The sequence below is a fragment of the Paraburkholderia bryophila genome (assembly GCF_003269035.1).
Lineage (GTDB): Bacteria > Pseudomonadota > Gammaproteobacteria > Burkholderiales > Burkholderiaceae > Paraburkholderia > Paraburkholderia bryophila.
Genome location: NZ_QLTK01000012.1, coordinates 132,380 through 157,415 on the forward strand (window position 1 = coordinate 132,380; position 25,036 = coordinate 157,415).

Annotated in this window: 21 protein-coding genes and 2 pseudogenes; 13 read left to right on the plus strand and 10 right to left on the minus strand. The window is 63.2% G+C overall.

Features of this window, described 5'->3' with window-relative positions:
• Nucleotides 1-67 precede the first annotated feature (67 nt).
• The 3 genes from BX591_RS18955 to BX591_RS18965 form a co-directional block, all read right to left on the minus strand.
• A complete protein-coding gene (locus BX591_RS18955) occupies nucleotides 68-1,642 on the minus strand; it encodes a sugar ABC transporter ATP-binding protein (RefSeq protein ID WP_167444584.1) in 1,575 nt (524 codons plus the stop codon).
• Nucleotides 1,643-1,981: 339 nt separating this feature from the next.
• Nucleotides 1,982-3,001, minus strand: a complete 1,020-nt coding sequence (locus tag BX591_RS18960) for an ABC transporter substrate-binding protein (RefSeq protein ID WP_035553996.1) — start codon at nucleotides 2,999-3,001, stop codon at nucleotides 1,982-1,984.
• Nucleotides 3,002-3,118: 117 nt separating this feature from the next.
• Nucleotides 3,119-4,171, minus strand: a complete 1,053-nt coding sequence (locus BX591_RS18965; RefSeq protein ID WP_111932896.1) for a LacI family DNA-binding transcriptional regulator — start codon at nucleotides 4,169-4,171, stop codon at nucleotides 3,119-3,121.
• A gap of 339 nt (nucleotides 4,172-4,510) precedes the next feature.
• Here BX591_RS18965 and BX591_RS18970 point away from each other — a divergent pair, with 339 nt between their 5' ends.
• Entirely contained in the window at nucleotides 4,511-5,506 is a 996-nt protein-coding gene (locus BX591_RS18970; protein ID WP_111932897.1) for an aldose 1-epimerase, read from the plus strand.
• A gap of 7 nt (nucleotides 5,507-5,513) precedes the next feature.
• Here BX591_RS18970 and BX591_RS18975 read toward each other — a convergent pair whose 3' ends face one another.
• Nucleotides 5,514-6,311, minus strand: coding sequence for an endonuclease/exonuclease/phosphatase family protein (locus BX591_RS18975; protein WP_035553991.1), 798 nt, complete (start codon nucleotides 6,309-6,311; stop codon nucleotides 5,514-5,516).
• 136 nt (nucleotides 6,312-6,447) lie between these two features.
• Nucleotides 6,448-6,951: a hypothetical protein gene (locus BX591_RS18980; RefSeq protein WP_035553987.1), complete on the minus strand. Its 504-nt coding sequence runs from the start codon at nucleotides 6,949-6,951 to the stop codon at nucleotides 6,448-6,450.
• A 268-nt stretch (nucleotides 6,952-7,219) separates the two neighbouring features.
• On the opposite strand from BX591_RS18980, the gene BX591_RS18985 reads away from it, so the two are divergent.
• The 5 genes and pseudogenes from BX591_RS18985 to BX591_RS19005 all read left to right on the plus strand — a co-directional run.
• Nucleotides 7,220-8,197, plus strand: coding sequence for an AAA family ATPase (locus BX591_RS18985; protein ID WP_111932898.1), 978 nt, complete (start codon nucleotides 7,220-7,222; stop codon nucleotides 8,195-8,197).
• Between the two features lie 257 nt (nucleotides 8,198-8,454).
• Nucleotides 8,455-8,880, plus strand: coding sequence for a DUF4148 domain-containing protein (locus BX591_RS18990; protein WP_244147056.1), 426 nt, complete (start codon nucleotides 8,455-8,457; stop codon nucleotides 8,878-8,880).
• Nucleotides 8,881-9,231: 351 nt separating this feature from the next.
• Nucleotides 9,232-10,338, plus strand: a complete 1,107-nt coding sequence (locus BX591_RS18995) for an NAD(P)/FAD-dependent oxidoreductase (protein WP_111932899.1) — start codon at nucleotides 9,232-9,234, stop codon at nucleotides 10,336-10,338.
• Nucleotides 10,339-10,580: 242 nt separating this feature from the next.
• Nucleotides 10,581-10,892 carry a high-potential iron-sulfur protein gene (locus tag BX591_RS19000; RefSeq protein ID WP_035553981.1) on the plus strand — a complete coding sequence of 104 codons (312 nt, stop codon included), beginning with the start codon at nucleotides 10,581-10,583 and terminating at the stop codon, nucleotides 10,890-10,892.
• A gap of 128 nt (nucleotides 10,893-11,020) precedes the next feature.
• Nucleotides 11,021-11,371 (plus strand): annotated as a pseudogene (locus BX591_RS19005) (MFS transporter); the annotation flags it as partial.
• Nucleotides 11,372-11,425: 54 nt separating this feature from the next.
• Here the strand turns inward: BX591_RS19005 and BX591_RS19010 are convergent.
• Nucleotides 11,426-12,943: an amidase gene (locus tag BX591_RS19010; RefSeq protein ID WP_111932900.1), complete on the minus strand. Its 1,518-nt coding sequence runs from the start codon at nucleotides 12,941-12,943 to the stop codon at nucleotides 11,426-11,428.
• 239 nt (nucleotides 12,944-13,182) lie between these two features.
• Nucleotides 13,183-13,881, minus strand: coding sequence for a dienelactone hydrolase family protein (locus BX591_RS19015; RefSeq protein WP_111932901.1), 699 nt, complete (start codon nucleotides 13,879-13,881; stop codon nucleotides 13,183-13,185).
• On the opposite strand from BX591_RS19015, the gene BX591_RS36145 reads away from it, so the two are divergent.
• From BX591_RS36145 to BX591_RS19030, 4 genes are all read left to right on the plus strand, one after another.
• The gene (locus BX591_RS36145) at nucleotides 13,880-14,071 is read left to right on the plus strand and encodes a hypothetical protein (protein WP_146749786.1); all 192 of its coding nucleotides are present in this window, start codon (nucleotides 13,880-13,882) and stop codon (nucleotides 14,069-14,071) included. The genes BX591_RS19015 and BX591_RS36145 overlap by 2 nt on opposite strands.
• A gap of 118 nt (nucleotides 14,072-14,189) precedes the next feature.
• Nucleotides 14,190-15,293, plus strand: coding sequence for an NAD(P)H-dependent flavin oxidoreductase (locus BX591_RS19020; RefSeq protein WP_111932902.1), 1,104 nt, complete (start codon nucleotides 14,190-14,192; stop codon nucleotides 15,291-15,293).
• A 434-nt stretch (nucleotides 15,294-15,727) separates the two neighbouring features.
• Complete coding sequence (locus BX591_RS19025; RefSeq protein ID WP_111932903.1) at nucleotides 15,728-16,873, plus strand: branched-chain amino acid ABC transporter substrate-binding protein; 1,146 nt, start codon at nucleotides 15,728-15,730, stop codon at nucleotides 16,871-16,873.
• A gap of 102 nt (nucleotides 16,874-16,975) precedes the next feature.
• Complete coding sequence (locus BX591_RS19030) at nucleotides 16,976-17,992, plus strand: cupin-like domain-containing protein (protein ID WP_244147057.1); 1,017 nt, start codon at nucleotides 16,976-16,978, stop codon at nucleotides 17,990-17,992.
• 174 nt (nucleotides 17,993-18,166) lie between these two features.
• Here the strand turns inward: BX591_RS19030 and BX591_RS19035 are convergent.
• Nucleotides 18,167-19,444, minus strand: a pseudogene (locus tag BX591_RS19035) (collagen-like triple helix repeat-containing protein); the annotation flags it as partial.
• 689 nt (nucleotides 19,445-20,133) lie between these two features.
• Nucleotides 20,134-21,345, minus strand: coding sequence for an MFS transporter (locus tag BX591_RS19040; RefSeq protein ID WP_111932933.1), 1,212 nt, complete (start codon nucleotides 21,343-21,345; stop codon nucleotides 20,134-20,136).
• 233 nt (nucleotides 21,346-21,578) lie between these two features.
• Here BX591_RS19040 and BX591_RS19045 point away from each other — a divergent pair, with 233 nt between their 5' ends.
• From BX591_RS19045 to BX591_RS19055, 3 genes are all read left to right on the plus strand, one after another.
• A complete protein-coding gene (locus tag BX591_RS19045; protein WP_111932905.1) occupies nucleotides 21,579-22,241 on the plus strand; it encodes a HugZ family pyridoxamine 5'-phosphate oxidase in 663 nt (220 codons plus the stop codon).
• A gap of 395 nt (nucleotides 22,242-22,636) precedes the next feature.
• Nucleotides 22,637-22,939: an H-NS histone family protein gene (locus BX591_RS19050; protein ID WP_035553963.1), complete on the plus strand. Its 303-nt coding sequence runs from the start codon at nucleotides 22,637-22,639 to the stop codon at nucleotides 22,937-22,939.
• 299 nt (nucleotides 22,940-23,238) lie between these two features.
• Nucleotides 23,239-24,456, plus strand: coding sequence for a cation diffusion facilitator family transporter (locus BX591_RS19055; protein WP_111932906.1), 1,218 nt, complete (start codon nucleotides 23,239-23,241; stop codon nucleotides 24,454-24,456).
• A gap of 47 nt (nucleotides 24,457-24,503) precedes the next feature.
• On the opposite strand, the gene BX591_RS19060 is transcribed toward BX591_RS19055, so the two are convergent.
• Complete coding sequence (locus tag BX591_RS19060; protein WP_012431468.1) at nucleotides 24,504-24,962, minus strand: Lrp/AsnC family transcriptional regulator; 459 nt, start codon at nucleotides 24,960-24,962, stop codon at nucleotides 24,504-24,506.
• Nucleotides 24,963-25,036 lie beyond the last annotated feature (74 nt).

Here is a 25,036-nt window from a genome sequence, read left to right on the forward strand (position 1 = left end):
TGCCGCGCTGATTTGCGCGGCGCTTTCGCCGTGGCGCGGTTCGGTTTGCAACGATTCGGTATGCAGCTTAAGCGCCATGACGGTCGCCCTCCAACGCGTCTTCGATATGGGCGGCGTTTGCCGTTTGCGCGGCGTCGGCCAGTGGCGAATGGCCTTCGCTGCCGTAGGCGATGGCGTCCATGATCGCGGTCTCGCTCATGGCGGCGCCGTTCAGTTCGGCGACGGTGCGGCCGTCCCGGATCACCACCGCGCGATCGGCGACGGCGGTCAGTTCCTCCAGTTCCGAGGCCGACAGCAGCACGCCGAGTCCCGCGTCGCGCAACTCGCGCACGATCTTGGCGACATCGGCTTTGGCGCCGACGTCGATGCCGCGCGTCGGTTCGTCGAGCAGCAGGAGCGACGGCTCGGCGGCGAGCCAGCGCGCGAGCAGTACCTTCTGCTGATTGCCGCCGGACAGTTCGCGGATCGGCTGATCGGCGGAGCGCAGTTTGATGCCGAGCGACGCGATGAACCGGTCGACGATCGCCTGCTGCTTTTTCACGTCGACGATGCCGTTTTTTGTCAGCGTGCGCAGGCAGACCAGCGTGAGGTTGTCGCGCACCGACAGTTCAGGGACGATGCCTTCGGCCTTACGGTCTTCGGTGAGATACGCGAGCCCGCGTGCGATCGCGTCTTGTGGCGACTTCAGCGCGACGGTTTCGCCGTCGAGCGACAGCGAGCCTTGCTCCAGCGGATCGGCGCCGAACATCAGCCGCATGGTTTCGGTGCGGCCCGAGCCGAGCAGGCCGGCGAGGCCGACCGCTTCGCCCGCATGCACTTCCAGCGAGACGTCGCTGACTTTCGGCGGCGCGCCCAGATTGATGGCGGCCAGCGCCTGTTTGCCGCGGCGTGCGAGGTTCGCTTCGCGGGCGGAGGTGTCGTCCTGCACGACGGCGGCGAGCGTGCGGCCGAGCATCGTCGTGACGAGTTGCAGTTTGTCCATCTCGGCCATCGTGCTTTGCGCCACGGTCTGGCCGTCGCGCATCACGGTGACACGGTCGCACAGCGCATACAGCTCGTCGAGCCGGTGCGAGACGAAAATCACCGCGCGGCCGTCGTCGCGCAGTTTGCGCACCACCGTGAACAGCAGTTCCACTTCGCGTTCGTCGAGCGACGAGGTGGACTCGTCCATGATGACCATTCTGGCGTCTGCCGAGACCGCGCGCGCCAGCGCCACCATCTGCTGGATCGCGGTCGAATAGCTGGCCACCGGTTTCTTCACGTCGATCTGCAAGCCGAACGATTCGAGCAGCGCGGCGGCGCGTTGCTGCACCGCGCGCCAATCGATCAGACCGAAACGGCACGGCTCGCGGCCGAGAAAAATGTTTTCCGCCACCGAGCGGAACGGCACCAGATTGATCTCCTGATAGATCGTGCTGATGCCCGCCTCGCGTGCCAGTTTCGGCGTGCGGAAATCGACCTCGCGGCCGTCGAAGCGCACGCTGCCCGAGCCGCGCCGATAGGCGCCGGTCAGGATCTTGATCATGGTCGATTTGCCGGCGCCGTTCTGGCCGATCAGCGCGTGCACTTCACCGGCGGCGACGCTCAGATTGGCGCCGCGCAATGCGGCCACGCCGCCGAAGCTGATGCCGATGTCCTGCATCTCGAGCAGCGGCGATACGTTGAGGGGAGAGTCTGGCGTCTGCGTGGCGGATGGCGTCACGGGTGTCCTCCTGATGCATGTGCTGCGAGTGCGGCACGATCTGCGACGATCCAAGCGGACTGCACGGCAGTCGCTGCGCGCTGCAGGCAGAAGCGCTTTGCAGCGACCTCGCCGAATCATGGTACGCCGCATAAAAGCGAAGCGACGGTCCGTGCGGGCACGGCTGCGTCGCTTCGAAACCTTCTCGTCATCCGTCTGCCGCGCCAGGATCTTGCATGGGACCGGAGACGGTTTTCAAAGGCGGATGACGTCCTGCTGCAACGCTGCTTCGAAGCAAGCTCAATAGCCGTACTGCATGTTCTGCTGCACGTTGCTCTTGTCGTAGAAACGGTCGGAAACCTTCACCCACGTCGGCACCTTTTCACCCTTCGCGTAACGCTGTGCCACATCGCAGGCGAGCGGGCCGAAGAACGGGCTCGACTGCACGCTCGCGCCGAGTTCGCCAGCCGCGATCGCATCCATGCCGCCCTTGGTGCCGTCGATCGTGACGATCTGGATATCCTTGCCCGGTTGCTTGCCGGCCGCCTTGATCGCGGCGATCGCGCCGAGCGCCATTTCGTCGTTATGCGCGTAGACGGCGGTGACGTCCGGATGCGCCTGCAACAGCGTTTCCATCACCTGGCGACCCTTGTCGCGCGCGAAGTCGCCGCTTTGCGACGCGATGATCGTCATGCCCGGATTCTTCGCGATGACTTCGTCGAAACCCTTCTTGCGATCGTTCGCGGCCGACGCGCCGGTGGTGCCTTCGAGCTCGATGATCTTCGCCTTGCCGCCGGTCGCCTTGACCAGCCAGTCAGCGGCGCGATGACCCTGATCGATAAAGTCCGAACCGATGAACGTGATGTAGTCGCGGCCCGCTTTAGCAACCGACTGGTCGACGTCGCGGTCGACCAGAATCACGGGAATGCCGGCCTTTTTAGCCTGCAGCACGATCGGTGCGAGCGGCTTTTCCTCGCGCGGCGGGAACACCAGCAGATCGACGTGCTGCGCGATCATGCTTTGAATGTCGGAGACCTGTTTGGAGTTGGAGCCGTTGGCGTCGGTCATGACCATCTGCCAGCCGCACTTTGCCGCGATGTCCTTGAAGCTCTTGGTTTCCGCGAGACGCCACGGATTGTTGCTTTCGGTCTGCGCGAAGCCGACCTTCAGCGGAGTCTTGGTGGGCAACTTCGGCAACGCGTCGTCGGCGTGCGCGGTGGCGACGCCGAAACCGATTGCCAGAGCCAGCAGCGAACCCGCCAGCGGACGAATCTGCTGCTTGCGCACGTGAGCGCGCGACTGCGTGTTGAGCGACGCCATGTCTTCCTCCAGTACCTGGTGAGGTAGGTTGTATTTGCTTTTTGTGTTTCTCCTGCCGGCCGACGCTGTTCCATCACAACCGGACGTGCCGATTATTCCACTCGGAATTATTATCGGTCAATCACTAATAATATTAATTGCGGGCTTTTTTGCCTCGGTAATTACCCTGACCGAGGCGCGTTCGACGAGCGGTCCGTCGAGCTTCACCATGCGATGCCGCACCGGTGCGCCGGCCGCGCGGTTCTGTTCTTCCTGCAGCAGGGTTTCGACCGCCCAGCGGCCCAACTCGTAGTTCGGCAGCACCACCGTGGAGAGCGGCGGATGCGTGTGGCGGGCGATTTCCTGGTCGTCGTAACCGAGCACCGAGACGTCTTCGGGCACGCGCAAACCGAGCTGCTTCAAGGCTTCGATCGCGCCGAGCGCGGTCAGATCGTTGGCGCAGAAAATCGCGGTGGGCGGGTTGGCTTCGCGCATCAGCGAGAGCGTGAGTTCAAAGCCGAGGCCCGAGCTCCAGTCGCCGTCGCGCACCAGTTCGGGGGCGTACGGCAGGTCGGCGGTGGCGAGCGCGGTGCGATAGCCTTTAAGGCGATCTTTCGACGCGTCTTGCCACGGCTCGCCGTTGATATAACCGATGCGCCGGTGCCCGGACTGCAGCAGATAATCGGTCGCCAGATGGCCGCCGGCGACTTCGGCCGGCACCACCGAAGAAACGCCGCCCTCGCTCGTGTAGCAGTTCAGCAGCACGGTCGGCACCTGCGACAGCGCGGCCGGCAGCGTCACCTTGCGGGTGTAGACGGTCGCGTAGATCACGCCGAACACATGCGGGTTGGACAGCGTCGTATCGAGCACCTGCTTTTCGATATCGGCGTTGCCGTGGGTCGAATAGACCGCCAGCATTTTGCCGGCCGCGTAGGCCGCGTCGCGCGCGCCGTCGACGTTGACGACCGGGTGCGGGCTGGTGGAAATCTCGTCGGCGAGATAGACGATCAGATTGCGCTCGTCGGCCGAGGCTGGTACTGCCTCGCGCAGCGACAGGCGGTAGCCGAGGTCGTGCGCGGCCTTCAGCACTTTCGCGCGGGTGGCCTCGGAAAACTTCGCGCCGGTGGCGTTGTTGAGCACCAGCGAGACAGTGGATTGCGACACGCCGGTCAGCTTGGCGATGTCGGTCATGGTGGGACGGCGTTGAGTCGATTTTTTCATTGTGCGAGCCGCGCTGCGGCGGCGCTAAGGCGGGAATATGCCGAGGCATCGTGGTGCTGACGGTACCACTAATAATATGTGCGCGGCAACGCGCGCTAACCCGCCATTTGGGAATGTGCGATACGCGTATGAGCGCGGTGTTTTGGTTAATTTATTACTAATAATATTGACCGATGCACTTTGGCGTGCGATTCTCGGTCGCGCGGACTTCGAATGGTCCGCCGGCCGCGCGCAGTGCGCGGCACGCTACAGGAGACAAACGATGCGCGTTGCTGCCGGCCTCCGTCCGAGGCCCCGCCTTTTTTAATCATGCGCGACGTTTCCCTGAACCCGATCCGGCCGCTCGCGGCAGCGGCGGCGCCTGACGAGCTGGTGTGGCTCGACGATCCCGCCATTGCGTCCACGCTGGTTACGTTGCATGCCGGCGCGCTGCGCGCGGTGCTCGCGCCCGCGGTGGGCGGCGCGCTCGCCGCGTTCTACGAAGTCACGCCCAAGGGCCCCCTGCATTGGCTGCGGCCGGCAACGTCGGCGGCATTCACCGAGCGCGATCCGCTGCGAATGGCGAGCTTTCCGCTGTTCCCCTATTGCAACCGGATTCGCGATGCACGCTTCGAGTTCGATGGCGTCACGATCGACCTCGCCGGCAACGACACGCGGTTCGCGCATGCGCTGCACGGGAATGCGTGGCGGCGTCCGTGGCGGATCGGCGCGCGCACCGAAAGCTCGGTGGACTTGCATTTCGAACACGAACCGGATACGCGGATTCCCAGCGACTGGCCGTTTCGCTATCGCGCGCAGCAGCGCATCGCGCTGAGCGGCGGGGCGCTGGTCATCACGTTGTCCGCGCGGAATCTGGACGAGCGGCCGATGCCGTTCGGCATGGGACATCACCCGTACTATCCGCGCACGGCGTCGACGCGCGTGCAGGCCGACGTGCAGGCCATGTGGCACGCCGACGCCGACGTACTGCCGACCCATCTCGGCCCGCATCCCGCGGTGGATGCCTTGCGTGAAGGCATGTCGCCGGATGCCTTCGATCTCGACAATAACTTCGCGAACTGGTCGCGCGAGGCGACGATTGCGTGGCCCGACGAACAGCGTCGACTGACCATGACCGCGGACGCGCCGTTCGACCACATGGTGGTGTATGCACCGGCCAACGATCCGCAGTTGTGCGTGGAACCCGTCACCAATACCACGGACTGTTTCAACGCGGCCGGCCCGCGTGAGCAGGTGGGCGGCTGTGTCTTGCAGGCGGGCGAGGAGTTGGCCGCAACGGTGAAGTGGACGCCGCAGCGCGGCTAGCTGCGCCTCACTCCACCCGCAAGCGCGCCATATACGGCAGATGATCCGACAGCCACGCAGTCTCCTGCGTCGGCTGAATCCATTCGATCGGTTTCATGCCGCGCACGAACATCTTGTCCAACGCGAGCGCCGGCGAAAATGCCGGGAACGTGCGCCCCGATTCCCCGAGCAGCGTGGCCACTTCCTGCAAACCGTGCTCGCCGAACAGCGGCACCGAGTCGTTGCGCCAATCGTTGAAATCGCCGGCCAGCACCAGCGGGCCCTCCGGCGCTTCCTTTGCGATCCAGTGCGCGATCCAGTTCATCTGCCGCAAACGCGCCGAACGCGTCAGCGCGAGATGCGCACACAACAGCGTGACCGAATGACCGCCGAAGGTGGCGCGCGCCACCAGCAAACCCCGTTTTTCGAAGCGATGCGCGGAGATGTCCCAGCGTCCGCCGAGATCGAGCGGATGCGGCGACAGAATCGCATTGCCGTGTCGCCACGACGGCTTGAACACGTTCGGCCCAAGAGCGATTTCAAGCTCCAGCGCGCGCGCGATTTCGGTGGCCTGGCAATGCCACACATCGTTCAGCGGATCGGCGACCGGCGCGCCGAAACTGCTCGCCAGCACCGGCGACGGCATGCGCCGCGCCATCGCTTCCTGTAAAAAATACGCGTCCGCGTGAGTGGATTGCACCCAGCGCTGCATGGCCTGCCATGCCTGAAAGCCGAGCGGTGTGCGGCCCTTGTGCAGGTTCCAGCTCACCGCAATGAAATCCTTCGGCGCAATGCTTTCGCGGATCAATTCTTCGGGGTTTCGCATGCCGCGTTATCCACGTGTTCTGTTTGAGGGCTTCGGCGATGAGGCCCGTGTCGCCAGCGGGTTGCACGCGCGTGGCTCGTATCGATGGGGTCGGGTGGGCGCGTAGTGGTTTGCACACTCATTCGCAGCGGCCTGGCTAGTTCGCACTGGTCGCCGTATTCGCGAGACTGGCCTTCACGCGATAGACCAGGTTGGGATTCTTGTCGACGATCGTCCAGCTCGCCCACTGACCCGCCGCCACCTTCAGACCCGGATGGCTCGCGCTCACCTGACGCGGTTGCGGCGGCAGCTTGCAGCCGGTGTCGGTCTGTTGCGCGCCGTCTTCCTCGAAGGTTTCCTGCGCTTCGATCGACAGCGTGACCTCGTTCGCGTCCGCCTGCAGCGGCGACACGGTTAGCGTGCGCGTCAGATCGAGACTGCCGCCGGGCTGATCTTTACAGCCGACGTTATGTTGCACCACCTTGTGATGCGTATCCGTGCGCGCCTGGCCGACCGTGGTGGTGCCGTCGAACGAATCGATCTGCTGGCCGTCGCGCATGACCTGCAACTGCCACTGCACGACCTGTTGCGCCGGACGTTGCTGCGCGTTCGCCAGCAACGAAGTGCCGAGCAGCACGGCCAGGATACTGGTTTTCCACATAAAAGAATTCTCCGGTCACTGCACCTGCCCGCGTGGACAGACGGTCATCTTACGCCTGATGGGCGGAACGTTTTTCTGACACGCCAATCGGGGCCGGGTTCAGCAACACTGCATTTCAGTTGATGACCTGAGTCCCTGAAAACAATCGCTTGTTAGCAGCAGAGACGCACGACTGCTGGCTTGCACACGAATATGTCGTCGTTACACTGAACTTGAAACGGCGCCAGTCAGGGGCCGCTGCAGCAAGACCAGCCAGACGGGGTGAGCGATGACAACAGCAATGGTCAAACAGGAAATCGCCGTGGCGTCTTTCAGTCAGGTGTACGACCTCGATCAGGTCGAGACCGCGCTGAACGATCTCGGCGAAGGCGCGAACGAGGCACTGCGCGCCACATACGAAAAGATGCTGAAAACCGGCAATCTGCGCTTCTGCGTCAAGCCGAACCGGATGCCGTCGATCGACGATCTGATCGGCGCGCTACCCAACTTTTCAGCGCCGCTCGACGACATCCGCAAGCAGGTCGCGTTGTGCCTCGAGACCGAAGACCGGCTCGAACTGATGCCGATCCTGCTGCTCGGCGACCCCGGCATCGGCAAGACCCACTTTGCCAAGCAGTTGGCGCGCCTGCTCGGCACCGCCTATCAATACGTGGCGATGAGTTCGTTGACGGCGGGCTGGATTCTGTCGGGCGCTTCGTCGCAATGGAAGAACGCGAAGCCGGGCAAGGTGTTCGATGCGCTCGTGAACGGCAGCTACGCGAACCCCGTGATTGCCGTCGACGAAATCGACAAGGCCACCGGCGATTCGCAATACGATCCGCTCGGCGCGTTGTACGCGCTGCTGGAGCACGATACGGCGCAGACTTTCATCGACGAATTCGCCGAGATTCCCATCAACGCGGGGCACGTCATCTGGATCGCGACCGCGAACGACGAACGCTCGATCCCCGAGCCGATCCTGAACCGCATGAACGTGTATGAGATTCCGCCGCCGGATCACGCGGGCGCGCGCCGCATCGCCCAATCGATCTACGACGAGATCCGCTCCGCGCATAACTGGGGACTGCGCTTTCCCGAGCAGATCGGCGACGGCGCGCTCGATGCGTTGAAGCCGGCCTCGCCGCGCGAAATGCGTCGGGCGATTCTCAACGGCTTCGGCTCGGCGCGTATCGACGGACGGGATCGGATTGAAGCTGGTGACATTCGGCTCGACCACGGAAATCGGCGAAAACCCATCGGTTTTTGAGGTTTTTCGCCAATTTTTTGTAGAAAAGCCGCCTGCGAGCGGCTTTTTTAACGGCCAAAACCGGCAATCCCTGCCGCAAATGCGGAGATTGCCGCAGCAATTGTTGCTGATTATGAGACGTTAAGTTGCTTTCAATCGGTCCAATTTTTCGATAGCTAGGGAATACACTGAGCTTCATCGACATGACGTCTACGCCTCACCGGCAGATGTCACGCGCCAGGCACAGAACCCGAATTCAACGACTATTGGAAACCATCATGAGAACCGCTTCCTTCGCTCTGCTTTTTTCCGTTGCTGTCGCGGCCCCTGCTTTCGCGAGCGGCTACGGTCCGGCAACCTCGTATCGTCCGGAAGTCGCGACGTACACGCAGCCGAGCGGCGTGACCCGCGCGCAAGTGAAAGCCGACGTGGTGCAGGCGCGCGCCGACGGCGAACTGAATCAGAATCCGTACGCGCCGGTTTCCGCCGACAGCGTGCGCGCCACGCCGGATAACGGCCCGAAGACGCGCGCCCAGGTGAAGGCCGAACTGGCCGACGCCCGCGCCAACGGTGAACTGAATCTGAACCCGAATGCGCCCGCCTATCAGCAGCAACTCGCGCTGGGTGGCTACACGCCGCCGCGCGCGCAAGCGACGAGCTCGGTGGTCGAAGCCTCGCGCCGTACGGTGAGCACGCAGAACTAAACGTTTGCGCGGTTTGCTGTTTCCACGTTGTCTCTGCGTTGGCGCGCGGCATGCGCCGCGCAGGCTGCCGCGAGACCCCGCGAAGAAGTGAGCGCCGCACGCTTCGACGGCGTACACTGATCCGTCTGGCCGCTACGTTTGACCCGCTGAAGACCGAATTCGAATGCCCGCCGTCGTTTCCGACGGCGGGCATTTGCGTCTGTGCGGCGTCGTACAATTTTGCGTAGCGTTTGCAGAAACGGCAGGAACGTTCGACAGCGAGCGGTGCGCGGCACTCGATAGCCGCATCCTGTCTTCATCACTATCGGGTGAACGAGGCAGCGCGCGGTGATGTCAGCCGCGTCAAGGGACATGGACCAAATCGAATGTGTGGTGATCGGCGCGGGTGTGGTCGGTCTGGCAGTGGCGCGCGCGCTGGCCGCGCGCGGTCGTGAGGTGATCGTGCTGGAGGCTGCCGAGGCGATCGGCGTGGGCACCAGCTCGCGCAACAGCGAAGTGATTCACGCGGGCATCTACTATCCACGCGGCTCGCAGAAAGCGGCGCTCTGCGTACGCGGCCGCGAGATGCTTTACGACTTCTGCGCCGAACACAACGTGCCGCATTCGCGCTGCGGCAAACTGCTGGTCGCCACCTCGCGCAACCAGATTCCCCAGCTCGAAAGCATCATGGCCAAGGGCCGCGAGAACGGCGTGCTCGACCTGCTGCGGATGAACGGCGATCAGGCGCAAGCGCTCGAACCGGCGCTCGAATGTGTCGAGGCGGTGTTCTCGCCGCAGACGGGTATCGTCGATAGTCACCAACTGATGCTGGCGATTCAGGGCGACGCCGAACGCGACGGCGCGATGTGCGCGTTTCACGCACCGGTCGAGGCGATCGAAGCAAGCAACGGCCGCTTCATCATCAAGGTCGGCGGCAGCGCGCCGACCACGATCAGCGCCGCGTGCGTGGTCAACAGCGCGGGTCTGCAAGCGAATGCGCTGGCGCGGCAGATTCGTGGACTCGACGCGCGTCACGTGCCGCCGCTCTATCTGGCGCGCGGTAACTACTTCAGCATTTCGGGGCGCGCGCCATTCAGCCGTCTGATCTATCCGATGCCGAACGAAGCCGGCCTCGGCGTGCATCTGACCATCGATCTCGGCGGCCAGACGCGTTTCGGTCCCGACGTCGAATGGGTCGACGCCATCAATTACGACGTCGATCCTCATCGTGCGGAATCGTTCTACGCGGCGATTCGCGCGTACTGGCCCGCGCTACCCGACGACGCGCTCCAACCCGCTTATGCGGGCATTCGTCCGAAGCTTTCGGGTCCGGGCGAACCGGCCGCGGACTTTCTGATTCAAGGTCCGGCCGCGCATGGTGTGCGTGGGCTCGTCAATCTGTTCGGGATCGAGTCGCCGGGATTGACGGCGTCGCTGGCGATCGCGCAACGGGTCTGCGAGTTGAGCGGGCGCGCGTAGTTCGAGCGGGTTTCGTCGCTCGCTTTAATGCGCCGCAAAGAGACCGCAAGCCGTTTTCTTTGCGAGTGATTCTCATCGCGCGCGATCCCTGCTCGAGCAGCTGCGCGACATTCTGGCGCAGGGGCGTACCGATTCGGTTATCTCTATCATTTGGACCGTCACGCGCGACGGCTTCGTTGCTATCCTTGGGGACCGCTGTCACTAGAACGGCGATCAGTTCTATATAAATGGAGTGAGTCCCCATGAAATCTTCCCGTCGTACGTTTTTGATCACCAGCATTGGTGTGGCGTCCACGTTCGCGCTGTCGCGCTCGGCGTTCGCCGATGCACCGAAAGTTGCCGAAACCGATCCGACCGCGCAAGCACTCGGCTACAAGGCCGACGCCAGCAAAGTCGACAAAGCCAAGTTCGCGAAGTACGCAGCGGGCCAGGATTGCGGCAACTGCAGCTTCTATCAAGCCAAGCCGACCGACGCCTGGGGCGGTTGCCCGATGTTCGCGGGCAAGCAGGTCGCCAGCAAGGGTTGGTGCAGCGCATATAACAAGAAGGCCTGATTACGTTTGAACCGCACGCACGGTCAGTGACGTGCGAAGTGCGCCGCAGCATCGCGGTGCGAGATCGAGCTTCGATCATCGAGGCGTCTGCCGCTCCCTGCGACAGACGCCTTTTTGCTATCCGCCGCTATCCGCTGTTCGCCTGGCTCGCGGCAGAGCCGAGCGTGTCGAAACTGATTCTCGTGCAGGCGCTTCTGTCGATCACGCTGTCGGGCTATTACGAGCCGTTCGGCGCGCTGATCGCCGCGCTGTTTCCGGCGAACGTGCGCTCGATCGGTTTATCGCTCGCGTATAACGTCGCGGTGATGGTGTTCGGCGGTTTCGGGCCGCTTCTCGTGACGTGGCTGATCGAGTCGACCGGCTCGCCGCTCGCGCCGACTTACTACGTGATGAGCGGCCTGACGTTGTCGATCGTTGCGGTGGCATGCATACCCGGCAAGCGTCACGCGGATCTCGACGCGCGGCGAAAACCGGCGTGACGTGTGGTGCGATTCTGATCGCGCGTTGAGGCGTGATCTGCGCCATCCGACTATCTAACTCCGGGCCTGCATCAACGGCGGTCGCTTGTCGAACCACGGCCGCGCCGTTTCGAGTTGCGCGGCCAGACGCAGCAGCGTCGCTTCGCCGCCTTCGCGCGCAGCGAATTGCACGCCGACCGGCAACCCGCGCGCATTCCAGTACAACGGCACCGACATCGCCGGTTGTCCCGTCAGATTGAACAGTTCCGTGCAGCCGGCCCACGAGAATGCTTTGTTCGACGCCTCGGTCAGCAGCTTTCTCATCAGCGCCTCGATCGGCAACGCGCTGACCGCGCGCATCTGAATTCGCTCGGCCGCAGTGGGATGCATCTCGCCGATCTTGATCGGCGGCGCGGCCAACGTCGCGCACAACACCGCGTCGTAGCGGTTCAGCAGATCGGTGAGGCGTGCGGTAATGCGGCGTTGTTCGTCGAGCGCGGAAGGCAAGCCGCGCTCGCCGAGCTTGCGGCCCATGTGCGCCATGGCCCATGTCGAAATTTCGAATTCGCCGCGGGACGGTTTGCGGCCCGTAATGCGGTCGGCATTCAGGACCAGCTCTTCCGCCGTCACCGACCAGAGCATGAGAAACGCGTGACGAACCGTCGCGAAGTCGATGCCGAGCGAAACGGGTTCGATGTTGTGGCCGAGCGAGATGGCGAGCTGCGCGGCGTCGTCGAGTGCGGCGCGCGAGTCGGAGGACAGCGCGGGCGCCAGCATCGGCTCGGTGACGTACGCGATGTTCAGCGGCTTGCACGGCTCGCGGCTCGCGCCGAGAAAAGTGCCGGGCGCGCCGAGCGGCCGCTGCGCATTGCCCGCCAGCAGATCGAGCAGCAATGCGCTGTCGCGCACGCTGCGCGAAACCGCGTGGTCGACGCCGAGATCGCCGGCGCCCGGCGGCGCCACGCGCGGCACGCGAGCCCGCGAAGGCTTGAGGCCGAACAGTCCGCAGCACGAAGCCGGAATGCGGATCGAGCCGCCGCCGTCCGACGCATGCGCGAGCGGCACGATGCCGGCGGCCACCGCCGCTGCGGCGCCGCCGCTGGAGCCGCCCGGCGTGTGGTCGAGATTCCACGGATTGCGGCACGCGCCGAACAGTTCTGGCTCCGTATAAGGCATCTGGCCGAGTTCGGAGGTGCTGGTCTTGGCGAAGATGTTGAGGCCGGCCGCTTTCGAGAGCGTGACGACCGGCGCGTCTTCGGTGGGAATGAAGTGGCGATAGTGGCGGCTGCCCATCGCCATGCGCAAGCCGGCAACCGGCGCGCCCAGGTCTTTGATCAGGTACGGCACGCCGGCCAGTGCCGTTTGCGCGCTCGTGCTATCGGCAGGGTCCGCGCCGTTGGCCCGGCTCGCGTCGTCACGCGATGCACGGTGACGGGCAGCGTCGTAGTCTTTCAGGACGATGGCGTTGATCGCGGGATTGACGGCTTCGGTGCGCGAGATGGCAATGTCGAGCAGCTCGCGAGCGCTCGCCTGGCGGGTTCTCACGAGTTCGGCAAGGCCGAGGGCGTCATGGGCGAGATAGTCTGATAGCACGACGGTGAGGTCCTCGCTTTCGAATGTTGAGCCAGGCGGTGGTTCATGCGCGCGATCGACCCGTGCGAGTGGACGTTGCGCCGCTCCGGTCTCGCGGCTAATCGACGCACATGAAAAAAGACGGCGAATCGCAGACGCGCCGTCTTCAGGAGATTAACCGAGTTAATGGACAATCAAGCGCTAATTCAGCGCCTTTGAAGCGCCGTTGAAACGCGACTCAGGCAATCGTCAACCGCACATCAAAGCCGTTCGCCGAGAAACGTCAGCGTGCGCCCATGCGCGAGCGCCGACGCACGCTGGTTATACGACGCGCGCTCCGAGCAGTTGAAGCCGTGATCCGCATTCGGATAGATATGAAACTCGGCGTCGGTGCGGCCGGCGAAGCGCTCCTGAATCTGGCCGACTGCCGACAATGGAATATGCGCGTCGAGTTCGCCGTAGTGGAATTGCATCGGCACCTTGATCTTCGCGGCTTCGTCGAGCTGATTCTGGATGCCGCCGCCGTAGTAAGCGACCGCGCCGTCGAGCGTGCCTTGCGCCGCCGCCAGATAAGCCAGCCGTCCGCCGAAGCAGTAACCGATTGCTGCAAGCTTGCCGGTCACTTCGGGCATCGCGCGCAAGGCGGCCGCCGCCGCGCCGATGTCGGAGACGGCTTCGTCGACGTTGAGCTTCTGCATCAGTTCCACGCCTTTCGTGCGGTCCGCGCCTTCGTATGTCAATTCGACACGCGGCTGCACCCGCCAGAACACGTCGGGCGCGAGCGCCACGTAGCCGTCTTGCGCGTACTGATCCGCGACCGAGCGGATATGTCCGTTCACGCCGAAGATTTCCTGAATGATGATGACGGCCGGTCCTTTCCCCCCCTGGGGCAACGCCAGGTATCCGCCGAAACTATCGTTGCCGGCGGGGATGTCGATCCATCGGGACGTGATGCTCATGGTGCTCTCCATAGACCCGCGTGCGTTTTCGCACGAGGTCGGTCTGAATGAATGCCGGAGGCCGGATTGCCTGAAGCGGGCGGTCAGTTTGCCAAAAAAAGAAAACCGCTGCAGCGAGCCCCAATGTGCGCTGATAAAGCGCGCCGACAAGCAGGCCGACAAGCACGTCAACAAAGCGCGCACGGCATGAATCTCGTAAGACGATTGAAACGTTCTCGATTATTCATTTTCCGGCCGCAGTCCCTCTCTATACAGTCGAAGCTATCGGCTCGCGGTTGCCGCGAGCGCATGACCCAAAGGAACCGATCATGAGTGAAGTCCGTTTTGTGACACCGTTTGCTGAACGTTTCGCGTTGCGGGTGCCGGTCGTGCAGGCGCCCATGGCCGGCGGCGCGACCACGCCTGCGCTGGTCGCGGCCGTTTCGAACGCCGGCGGCCTCGGTTTTCTGGCGGGCGCCGCGTTGCAGCCGGAGAAGATCGCGAGCGAAGTCGCGGCGATTCGCGCGCTGACGGATCGACCGTTCGGCGTGAACCTGTTCGTGCTCGATCCGGCCGCACCGGACGACGCCACCGTGCGGCGCGCACTCGAAGCCATCGACCCGCTGCGCGCCGAGTTCGACTTACCGCCCGGCCAGCCGCTCGCACGCTATGCACCGGATTTCCGCGCGCAACTGGAGATGCTGATCGAATTGCGCGTGCCCGTGGCGAGCTTCACCTTCGGCTTGCTGCCGGCGCAGGAGGTCGCGCGTCTGCATGACGCCGGTCTATATGTAATAGGCACGGCAACCCATACCGCCGAAGGCGTCGCCTGGCGCGATGCGGGCGCCGATGCGATCGCTGCGCAAGGCGCGGAGGCGGGCGCGCATCGCGGCACGTTCATCGGCGCGTTCGAAGACGCGCTGGTCGGCACCCTCGCGCTCGTGCCGCAACTGGTCGACGCGACCGGGCTGCCGGTGCTCGCGGCGGGCGGCATCATGGACGGCCGTGGCATCGTCGCCGCGCTCGCGCTGGGCGCGCAAGCTGCGGCGATGGGTACCGCGTTTCTCACCTGTCGCGAGAGTGCGATTGCGCAGGTGTGGAAGACACGTGTGCGCGAAATGTCGGACACGTCGACCACGGTGACGCGCGCGATCACCGGTCGGCATGCGCGCGGCATACGCAATCCGTTGATCCAGCGTTTGAGCGAAACAGCGCAAAAGGTCGCGCCGTACCCGGTGCAAAACGCCTTGACGCAGGAACTGCGGCAGAGCGCGGCCCGTGCGCAGAATGCCGATTATCTGTCGCTCTGGTCGGGACAGGGGGCACCGCTTGGTCGCGCGCGGCCGGAGGGGATTGGCGCCGCCGAACTGATGGCGCAACTCGAGCAGGAATGGCATGCGGCGACGTCGCGGATCGCCGCGCAACAACGCTGATTCGGCATAGCTCAGGCGCGCTCCGCAATGCGCGGCCGCGCGCCTTATTTTTAAGCACAAAGCCTATTTGAACCATTAACGGTTTAAGTCGCGAAAAGCTTTAGGCCGTGCTGTTGGACGCAAGTCCGACGTAGCGGAAACCCGCATGGGCTGGTGCTCTCCAGCGAGTCTCTCCAGACGGAATCGGCGCCTGTTGGATAAACGCTATTAGTGTTGATCCCACTTCCTCAAAAAAGTCCCACAATTTAATTTGATAGCCTACACTTGCGCGCAAGTACGGTTTGCCGCCTGCCACAAACAGGTTGGCGGGCGTGCTGGCCAAGTGCATGAACGATGCAACCGGCGTGGTCGTCCACGGGACTGAGCGACACGTGTAGGGGAAGCGGGGGCACAGGGCGATTACGTTGTTTTTGGGACCGAAACTGGAGACTTACATGAACATCAAGATTCAAAAGCTGTTGCCGATCAGCGCTGCGGCGATGCTGTTCGCGACGTTGGCAACAACGGCCGCAGCCGACACGGTCGTCAAGATCGGTCACGTTGCACCGTTGACCGGCGGTATCGCTCACCTAGGTAAAGACAACGAAAACGGCGCGCGCCTGGCAGTTGAAGAAATTAACGCCAAGGGCCTCACGATCGGTGGTCAGAAAATCACGCTGCAACTCGACGCACAAGACGATGCAGCCGACCCGCGTACTGCTACGCAAGTCGCGCAGAAGCTGGTCGACGATAAGGTCGTCGCAGTGGTCGGTCACTTGAACTCGGGTACGTCGATTCCGGCTTCGAAGATCTATAGCGATGCAGGCATCGTTCAGATCTCGCCGTCGGCAACGAACCCGGCTTACACGCAACAAGGTTTCAAGACGACGTACCGCGTCGTCGCGACCGATGCGCAACAAGGTCCGGCACTGGCTAACTACGCAGCCAAGGGCCTGAAAGTGAAGAGCGTCGCGATCGTCGACGACTCGACCGCTTACGGCCAGGGTCTCGCCAACGAATTCGAAAAGACCGCCAAGTCGCTGGGCCTGAACGTGATGTCGCATGACGCGACGAACGACAAGGCTGTCGACTTCCGCGCGATTCTGACGAAGATCAAGGGCGAAAACCCGGACGCGATCATGTACGGCGGTATGGACGCAACCGGCGGCCCGTTCGCGAAGCAAGCCAAGCAGCTCGGCCTGCGTGCGAAGGTGCTGGCTGGCGACGGCGTGTGTACCGACAAGCTGGCTGACCTGGCTGGTGACGCAACCGACAACATCGTCTGCTCGGAAGCCGGTATGGCGCTCGAGAAGATGGCTGGCGGCTCGGCGTTCCTCGCCAAGTATCAGAAGCGTTTCGGTCAGCCGATCCAGATCTACGCACCGTTCACGTATGACGCTGTGTACATCATCGTCGACGCTATGAAGCGTGCTAACTCGACCGATCCGGCGAAGATCCTGGCAGCGATGCCGGCAACGGATTACAAGGGTGTGATCGGCGAAACTACGTTCGACTCGAAGGGTGACCTTCAACACGGCGTGATCTCGCTGTACAACTACAAGGCAGGCAAGAAGACGCTGCTCGACGTAGTGAAGATGTAAATTCGCGTGACCGGAGACGGCTCTGTGCCTGTCTTCGATCCGCTGATTAAAAGGCACGCGCGCCGCAAGGTTCGCGTGCCTTTTCTTTTGAGGGAGAGCGCCGTGACGACCGTGACCCGTTCATTCGACGACGATTGGCGCCGCTGGATCGCCGAGAATCTGATGCTCGACGCCCCGCCGGACGCCTTGCAGGGCGCGCTGCTCGAACATGGTTTCGACGCGGCGGAGTCGGCGCGGGAAATCGATGCGGTACTCGCGAGTCCTTATTTTCACGGGGCCGCGCGTTTGCGCAATCGTTTGCGTAAGCGCGACTGGATTTTGTCGGTGTATGGCACGCTCGATCGCATGCGTGCGGGTGGCGGCGAAATCGAGCGGTGCGAGCGTTTGTCGCGCGATGCGTTCTTCGAGCAGTACTACTGTCAGAACCGGCCGGTGATCATCACCGGTGCGTTCGAATTCTGGCCCGCGCGCACGCAATGGCGGTTCGATTATTTCCGCGAGCGTTGCGGCGATTGCGAAGTGGAAGTGCAGTTCGGCCGCGAGTCGGATGCGAATTACGAAATCAATCAGCCGAAGCTCAAGCGCATGATGCGGTTCGCCGATTACGTCGATCTGGTCGAGCGCAGCGGCCCGACCAACGATTTCTACATGACCGCGAATAACACCTCGCATAATCGCGCGGCGCTCGCGGCCTTATGGTCCGATGTGCCGGCGATTGACGAGTATCTCGATCCTGCGTCCGCCGATACCGGCTTCTTCTGGATGGGACCGGCCGGGACGCGCACGCCGTTTCATCATGACCTGACCAATAACTTCATGGCGCAAGTGATCGGCCGTAAGCGGATCAGGTTGGCGCCGTTGTTCGATACGCCGCATATGGCGAATCATCTGCACTGTTATTCGCAGGTGGACGGCGCCGCGATCGACTACGAACGTTTCCCGTCGATGCAAAACGCGCAGTTACTCGACTGCACGCTCGCGCCCGGCGAACTGCTGTTTTTGCCGATCGGCTGGTGGCATTACGTCGAAGGACTCGATGCGTCGGTGACGATGACGTTCACCAATTTTCTGCGAGGCAACGATTTTTCCCGGCATTACGATACGTATCACGAGTTGTGATGTGACCCGGCGCTCAGGGTGCCGAAGCGCGTAATGGGTTCTTAAGCCGCGTGACGTGACCACTCGCGTTGGCGCGCGCCGATAAAAAAACGGCGAACCGGTTGCCCGGTTCGCCGTCCCCCCTTCGACGCTGTTTTTTTACGCGTCGTTATTTGCTGCCTTTATTCGTCTTCGTTATTTTTTGGTTCCGAGGCCGCCGAGCAAGCCACCGCCCGTAGCGCCGCCGGCGGAGGTCGCCGCGCCGCTCAAGGTGCCGGTGACGCTGTTCAGCAGGCCGGTGACCGGCGCGAGCGGGTTGCTGCCGCCGCCACTGCCACCGCTGCCGCTACTACCGGCCGAGCCCGCCGCCGAGCCGAGCGCGCCAGTCAGCGACGACACCGCCGACGTCACCGGCGCAAGCAGATTGCCGCCGCCGCCCGCCGCGCCACTCAATGCGCTGGTTACCGAACTCACCACGCCGGTCAGCGGCGCAAGCGGGCTACCGCTGCCTGCCGCGCCACCCAAGGCGCCGGTTACCGAACTGACGACGCCGGTCAGTGGTGCAAGCGGACTACCGCTGCCTGCCGCGCCGCTCAACGCGCCGGTTACCGAACTCACGACGCCGTTCAACGGCGCAAGCGGACTGCCCGTCCCGCCGGCGCTGCCGGTCAAGGTGCTGATCACGTTGGTCAGCGGCGCGAGCGGGCCGCTACCGGCGCCGCCCGTCAGGCCGCCGCTCAGCGTGCCGGGTAAGGCGGTGAGGATGCTGGTCAAGGGCGCGAGCGGCGTGCCGCTCAGCGGATTGCCCGAGCCGCCGCTGCCGGGGTTCAGGATGCCGGTGAGGCCGCCCAGCGGATTGCCGCTACCGGTGCCGCCGTCCGTCAGCAGACCACCCGCCGACGTTACCGTGTCGCCGAGTTTGGTCACGACGTTGCCGAGATTCTGGCCGATCGGATTGCTGGTCGCACTGCTGATCTGACCACCGGCACTGTCGAGGCCGTGACCAATGGTCGACAGCAGGCCGTTTAGCGGCGCGCCGAGGCCGCTCGTATCGCCGACGGTTTGCGTGGTCTGCGCGAGCGTGCTCGTGATCGGCGTGATCGTCGTGCTGAGGGTCTGCGTGACTTGCTGGATCGGGCCGTTCGTCAGTTGCGAACCGAGTTGCGTGCCGAGGCCGCTGACCGCGTTGCCGACCGTCGAGACCGTGCTGCCGAGCGGCGTGGTCAGCGGACTGAGTGGCGCGGTCGGGCCGCTGCCGAGACTCGTCACGAGTTGGCCGGCGCTGTTGACGGCTTGGCCGGTATCGACCACCAGATTGCCGCTGCTCGCGAGCGTGGTGCCGAGCGGATCGGTCGAATTACCGAGTTGGCCGAGACCGTTCGCCGCGCCCGTGCCGACCGCGGTGACGCCATTGCCGAGATTCGACACGACATTGCCGAGCGCGGTGGTGGTGGCCGGGTTCGCGCCGGGGATCGGTGTGAGGCCGATCTGGCTGCCGACCGCGGCGACGGTCTGGCCGGTGGCGGTGATCACATTGCCGGTGTTCTGGACGACGACGCCGATGGGATTGGCGCTGGTGGGAGTTGGTGTTGGTGTGGGCGTCGGAGTCGGCGTGGGAGTCGGCGTGGGCGTGGGTGTCGGAGTCGGAGTCGGAGTAGGTGTCGGAGTAGGTGTCGGAGTCGGAGTCGGAGTCGGAGTAGGTGTCGGCGTGGGCGTCGGTGTGCCGCCACCCGATCCGCCTCCAGCGCCCCCGCCAGTTCCAGCACCCGCACCAGCGCCACCGCCAGCCGCCCCTGCGCCGCCGGTCATCCCCGCGCCGGTCAACGTGCTGCCGCATCCCGTCAGGATGATCATCGACGATACGCACATAGCGATCGCGGACAGTTTGAAATTGCGATTCATGATTTGCTCCCCCGTAGTTTGAAGACTGTTGGGGGGAGCTAACTGCAAGGCCTATGCCATTTTCATTTCTACCGTCATTTGGCAGAATAAGTTCATATAAATCAATGCCGTAGAGCGGCGACGCCAGGCCGCGGAGCAGCCCGATACACGCGATGTGTCGCGGAACACCTCAAGCCGCCAGTGCTGCGTAACGTAACGTAAGCCGGCGTGTTTTCGCCCGCCGTTCACACGCGCCGACCTCTGCAAGGCGCGTCCGCGTCTCAGATCTTCAACCGCCGCAGCACCTTCGGCCCGGCAATTGCGATCAACGCGGAACACACCGCCACCACCGACAACCCGATCGGCAAACTGGTCGCCTGCGTCACCGCGCCGATAATCACCGGCCCGAGCATCAGCCCGAAGTACGCCAGGCCCGCGACGTGTGCGAGCCCTTCCGCCGCGTGGATGCCTTTGACGCTCGCCGCCGCCGCGAACAGCACCGGCATCATGTTCGCGAGGCCGAGCCCCATCAGCGTAAAGCCGATCAGTGCCGTCACCGAATTGGGCAGCAGCAGCGCGCCGACCATGCCGGCGCAGGCGAGCGTCGCGCTCGCCATTACCAGTTGCGGCGCGCCGAAGCGGGCGCGGACCACGTCGCCGGCAAAACGCGCGGCCGCCATGCCGCCGGAAAACGCCGCGTAGGCCGCGCTGGCGAGTGCCGGCGTGGCCAGCACGACGTCGCGCATGTAGACGGTCGCCCAGTCGTACATGGCGCCCTCGGCGATCAACGCGACCAGCGCCATCGCGCCGAGCGCCCACAGCGCCGGCGAGCGCCAGCGGTTGGCGCGCGGCGTCGCGGAGTCGGGATGATCCTCGTGCGGCACGTGCGGCAACACCGACGGGCAGGCGGCGAGCAGCACCAGCGCGCTGACCGTCGCGGCCAGCCCGAGATGCAGCGCGGGCGCCATGCCGCGCGCCAGCAAGGCGCCGCCGACGGCCGCGCCGACCATCCCACCGACACTGAACATGCCGTGCAGCGACGACATGATCGGCTTGCCGAGCGCTTTTTCGACGGCGCTGGCTTCGGCGTTCATGGCGACGTCGAGCGTGGCCATGCCCGCGCCGAAAATCGCCAGCACGATCAGCAACATCCAGTAGGCCGGCACGACCAGAATCAGCGCCGCACACACCGCCATCACCAGCCCGCCGGTCAGGCACGCGCGCCGTGTGCCGACCCGCGCGATCCACGAAGCATTGGCCGCCATCGCGCCGATCGACCCGCCCGCCACGGCCAGCAGCGCGAACGACAACAGCGCCGCGTTCAGATGGAAGCGGTCGCGCACCGTCGGCACATGCACCCCCCACGACGCGTACATCATGCCGGCGATGAAGAACACCGCCATCGTGGCGAAGCGCGCGCGTTGGCGAGCGGTGTCGGTGAGCTCGCGGTGAGCGGCGGGGAGGGCGGCGAATTCAGCGGAACGGTCGGACACGGACATCTCTTGAACGGTTGAGGCGGGAGAAAGCGCTTTGAAAGCGAATCTTCGATTCTAACGAAGCGTGCTGTCTTATGCTTGGAACCGGAAGATTGCACACTAACGACGGTTTGGATTGATGCGCTTCGGATTTGCGCAATTCGACTCCGCCTCGAACCGTCTCGACCACGACATTAAAAGAGCGGTCGACCTTACCGTCGTCCGCCGTTTATCTCTCGAGGAACGCGCACTTGAATATCCCCGCTCACGCTCCGCTGCATCTCCTGCACACGGCCCCTGTCGGCACGCTAGCCACTCACGCGCGCCAGCCGGAAGGTTTCCCTTATCCGTCGGTATTGCCGTTCGCGCCGGACTTGCAGCATCGGCCGACGATTCTGGTGAGCCGGCTCGCCGAGCATACCCACAACCTGCACGCCGACCCACGCGCCGGTTTTCTGGCGGTCGACGCACCCGACGGCGACGTACTGAGCGGCCAGCGCGTGACGCTGCTAGGCACTTTCGAGCCGATCGACTCGACTCCGGAGATCGTGCGCCGCTACCTGCGCTATCACCCTGACGCGGAACGCTACCTGGTGCTCGGCGATTTTTCATTTTGGGCAATGCGGCTCGAGCGTTTGCGTTATATCGGCGGTTTCGGCGCGATGGGCTGGCTGAGCGGTGCCGAGCTCGATCCGCTGCCGCCGCTCGCGTTCGATGAAGAGAACGCGCTAATTGAACACGTCGCGCCGCATGCGGAACAGGTCGACGGATTGGAATTGCTCGGCGTCGATCGATATGGCGCCGATCTGAAACGAGATGGCGTGCGCAGCCGGTTCGTCTTCGACGATGCCAAACTGAATACTGAAACCTTGCATGGGGCGCTAGAAGATTGCATCCGGCGCTACGCGAATTAGGTTTTATTGCGGTTCGGGGAAAACACTCATGCCGCAATAACAGCGCGGCTCGTCGGTCGCAATATGTTCCGGCAATTCATGTTGAAGCTCTCATATCATGAAATGTTTATGCCAAATCGTCTTGATAATTTTCATTTTTTGCTAATTAATCCCATAATTGCAGACGCTGACTAGGAATTTTTAGCCGAATACAGAATTAGTGAATTGAAAGGGAACTCGTAACGCCGCGACGAGTTGGAAATTTTTTGAAACGTTTCTGGATTAATTTTACGCAGACGCTTTTGTAGTCTTTCTATTTTGTGTTAATCTCGCCATCAAATTCCGAGGCATGATCACCTTCTAAGGGCAAGCTGGCTTAAGACTGGCAGTCATTTATCCATACCACAAGGGAACCTATGTCTTCCTACAAGGAACTACTCGCGCAGCGCGAGAAGCTTGAAAAGCAGATCGAAGAAGCGAAGTCGCGTGAATACGCGGAAGTGTTGAATGAGATCAAGCAAAAAATGGCCGACTACGGCATTTCGCTGACTGAACTCGGCGGTGGCCGTGCCGCGAAGGGCGCTAAAGCAGGCCGTCCGCGCGCAGGCGTGGCACCGAAGTATCGCGACCCGGATAGCGGCAGCACGTGGTCCGGCCGTGGCAAGCCGCCGCGTTGGATCGCAGGTCTGGATCGTGAGAAGTTTCTGATCCAGAAGTAATATCGCGGGCTGGCCGGTAATTCCGCCGCCCTATAGGTATTACGAATAACGTCAATCGGTTTGCGCCAATAGCGCGCAACGGAGACGAACCAGAAAACCGCGCACCGGTCAGGGCGCGGTTTTTTATTGCCGCTGAAAACGTCGCTGCTGGCTTGTCGCCAACGCTGCAGGAAACCGGAACACGAATGCTTTTCATTTTTATAAGCGGCTGATTTAAAAGGATTTTTTAAGGTCATTCCAATGCTTCGCGAGATGCGCCGGGTAGAATACGCAGATCGAGTTCTTGCTACGGCTCCTTCATGCCATCCCTCGCCGCCGACCAGTCTGCTGAAAAACATCGCGTTGCGCGCAATAGTACTTTTGTCAGTATTGCGCTCAATACGGCGTTGGTGGCGTTGCAAATCGTTGTCGGAACGGTTGCGCATTCGCAGGCGCTGGTGGCCGACGGGTTTCATTCGCTTGCCGATCTGATTTCCGATTTTGTCGTGTTGATTGCCAATCGGCATAGCGGCGCGAAGCCCGACGCGGATCACAATTACGGGCATAGTCGCTATGAAACGGTGGCGTCATTATTTCTGGGCGCATTGCTGATTGCGGTCGGCGTCGGTATGTTGTGGCGTGCCGGCACGCGTCTGGCCGATTTGCAGAGTATCCCCGCCGTGCAGATGAGTGCGCTCGTCGTCGCGGCGCTCGTCCTGATTTTGAAAGAAGGCCTGTTTCGCTACATGTTGCGTGAAGCGCAGCGCGTGCGTTCTGCCATGTTGATTGCCAATGCGTGGCATGCGCGTTCCGACGCCGCTTCGTCGCTAGTGGTCGCGATCGGCATTATCGGCAGTCTTGCCGGTGTGCGCCTGCTCGATCCGATCGCCGCGGCGATCGTCGGATTTATGGTGGCACGCATGGGTTGGACGTTCGGTTGGGACGCGCTGCAGGATCTATCCGACCGCGCGCTCGACGAAGCCGCCACCGCCGACATGCGGGTGCTACTGCTGTCCACGCCGGGCGTACGCGACGTGCATGAACTGCGCACTCGCAAGATGGGCGATTTCGCGCTGATCGACGCGCATATCCTGGTCGATCCGCTGATCTCGGTGTCGGAGGGGCATTACATTGCCGAGTCGGCGCGCGTGCGTGTGCTGAGCGACAGCCGCGTGCTCGACGCGCTGATCCATGTCGATCCGGAGAACGATGCTCTGGCGCGTCCGCCGGTCGATCTGCCCACCCGCGAGAAAGTGACGACGGAGATCGACGCGGCGCTGGCCGCGGCCGGCGTGAAGGCGAGCGCAGTCGACATTCATTACCTGAGCACGGGGCTCGACGTCGATCTGGTGCTGCCTTCGCGCACGTTTAACGGTGGCGCCCCCGATCTCACGAGCGTCGACCTGGCTGCGCTGAAAAGCCGTTTGGGCGTCCGCAAGCTGAACGTGCTGCGGGAATGGGATGTGACGCTGGATGAAAGCGGCCCGGCGAAAGCGGCTGGCGCCGATCCGTCAGGCGATCTCGTCAAGATCCGTTAAGAAGCGTGTCGGTCCGGGTCACGCGCTGCTCGACCGGCGCTCACCGCTCAAAGCGGCAATTGCGTGTCGAACTTGATCTCGCGCAGCACAACGCTCGTGCGCACCTGCGCCACCGCGGGAATCTTAAAGATGCGTTCGTGCAGGAAGCTGTCGTACGCCTTGATGTCCGGCGCGACGATCTTGAGGATGTAATCGGATTCGCCGGTCGTGCTGTAGCACTCGGTGACTTCCGGACAAGTGGCGATTTCCCGCTCGAACTGCTCGACGCCGCCCTCGGTGTGGCGCGTCAGGTGAATATGCGCCAACGCGCACACATGCAGTCCCAGCTTCTCCCGATCGAGCAGCGCCGTGTAGCGCTGGATCACCCCCGACTGCTCCATGTCCTTGATCCGCCGCCAGCAAGGCGTGCTCGACAGGCCGACCTGGTCGGAAATTTCTTGCACGGAGCGGCGTGCGTCCAGCTGCAGCAGGCGCAGGATTTTTTGTGAGAACGTATCGAGTGTCAACTGCGCCTCCGTTAGCGTCGCCTATCAACGCATGGTAGAGGGCTCGAAAACGAAACGCAATGTAAAACGGCCTG

Bases quoted from the DNA above. Each gene is read 5' to 3' on its own strand.
- BX591_RS18980 (WP_035553987.1), bottom strand. From the start codon at position 6,951: ATGTGGAAAACCAGTATCCTGGCCGTGCTGCTCGGCACTTCGTTGCTG.
- BX591_RS18965 (WP_111932896.1), bottom strand. From the start codon at position 4,171: ATGACCGACATCGCCAAGCTGACCGGCGTGTCGCAATCCACTGTCTCG.
- BX591_RS19055 (WP_111932906.1), top strand. From the start codon at position 23,239: ATGCCATCCCTCGCCGCCGACCAGTCTGCTGAAAAACATCGCGTTGCG.
- BX591_RS18995 (WP_111932899.1), top strand. From the start codon at position 9,232: ATGGACCAAATCGAATGTGTGGTGATCGGCGCGGGTGTGGTCGGTCTG.
- BX591_RS19025 (WP_111932903.1), top strand. From the start codon at position 15,728: ATGAACATCAAGATTCAAAAGCTGTTGCCGATCAGCGCTGCGGCGATG.
- BX591_RS18960 (WP_035553996.1), bottom strand. From the start codon at position 3,001: ATGGCGTCGCTCAACACGCAGTCGCGCGCTCACGTGCGCAAGCAGCAG.
- BX591_RS18985 (WP_111932898.1), top strand. From the start codon at position 7,220: ATGACAACAGCAATGGTCAAACAGGAAATCGCCGTGGCGTCTTTCAGT.
- BX591_RS36145 (WP_146749786.1), top strand. From the start codon at position 13,880: ATGGTGCTCTCCATAGACCCGCGTGCGTTTTCGCACGAGGTCGGTCTG.
- BX591_RS19000 (WP_035553981.1), top strand. From the start codon at position 10,581: ATGAAATCTTCCCGTCGTACGTTTTTGATCACCAGCATTGGTGTGGCG.
- BX591_RS19050 (WP_035553963.1), top strand. From the start codon at position 22,637: ATGTCTTCCTACAAGGAACTACTCGCGCAGCGCGAGAAGCTTGAAAAG.
- BX591_RS18955 (WP_167444584.1), bottom strand. From the start codon at position 1,642: ATGCAGGACATCGGCATCAGCTTCGGCGGCGTGGCCGCATTGCGCGGC.
- BX591_RS18990 (WP_244147056.1), top strand. From the start codon at position 8,455: ATGAGAACCGCTTCCTTCGCTCTGCTTTTTTCCGTTGCTGTCGCGGCC.
- BX591_RS19015 (WP_111932901.1), bottom strand. From the start codon at position 13,881: ATGAGCATCACGTCCCGATGGATCGACATCCCCGCCGGCAACGATAGT.
- BX591_RS18970 (WP_111932897.1), top strand. From the start codon at position 4,511: ATGCGCGACGTTTCCCTGAACCCGATCCGGCCGCTCGCGGCAGCGGCG.
- BX591_RS18975 (WP_035553991.1), bottom strand. From the start codon at position 6,311: ATGCGAAACCCCGAAGAATTGATCCGCGAAAGCATTGCGCCGAAGGAT.
- BX591_RS19020 (WP_111932902.1), top strand. From the start codon at position 14,190: ATGAGTGAAGTCCGTTTTGTGACACCGTTTGCTGAACGTTTCGCGTTG.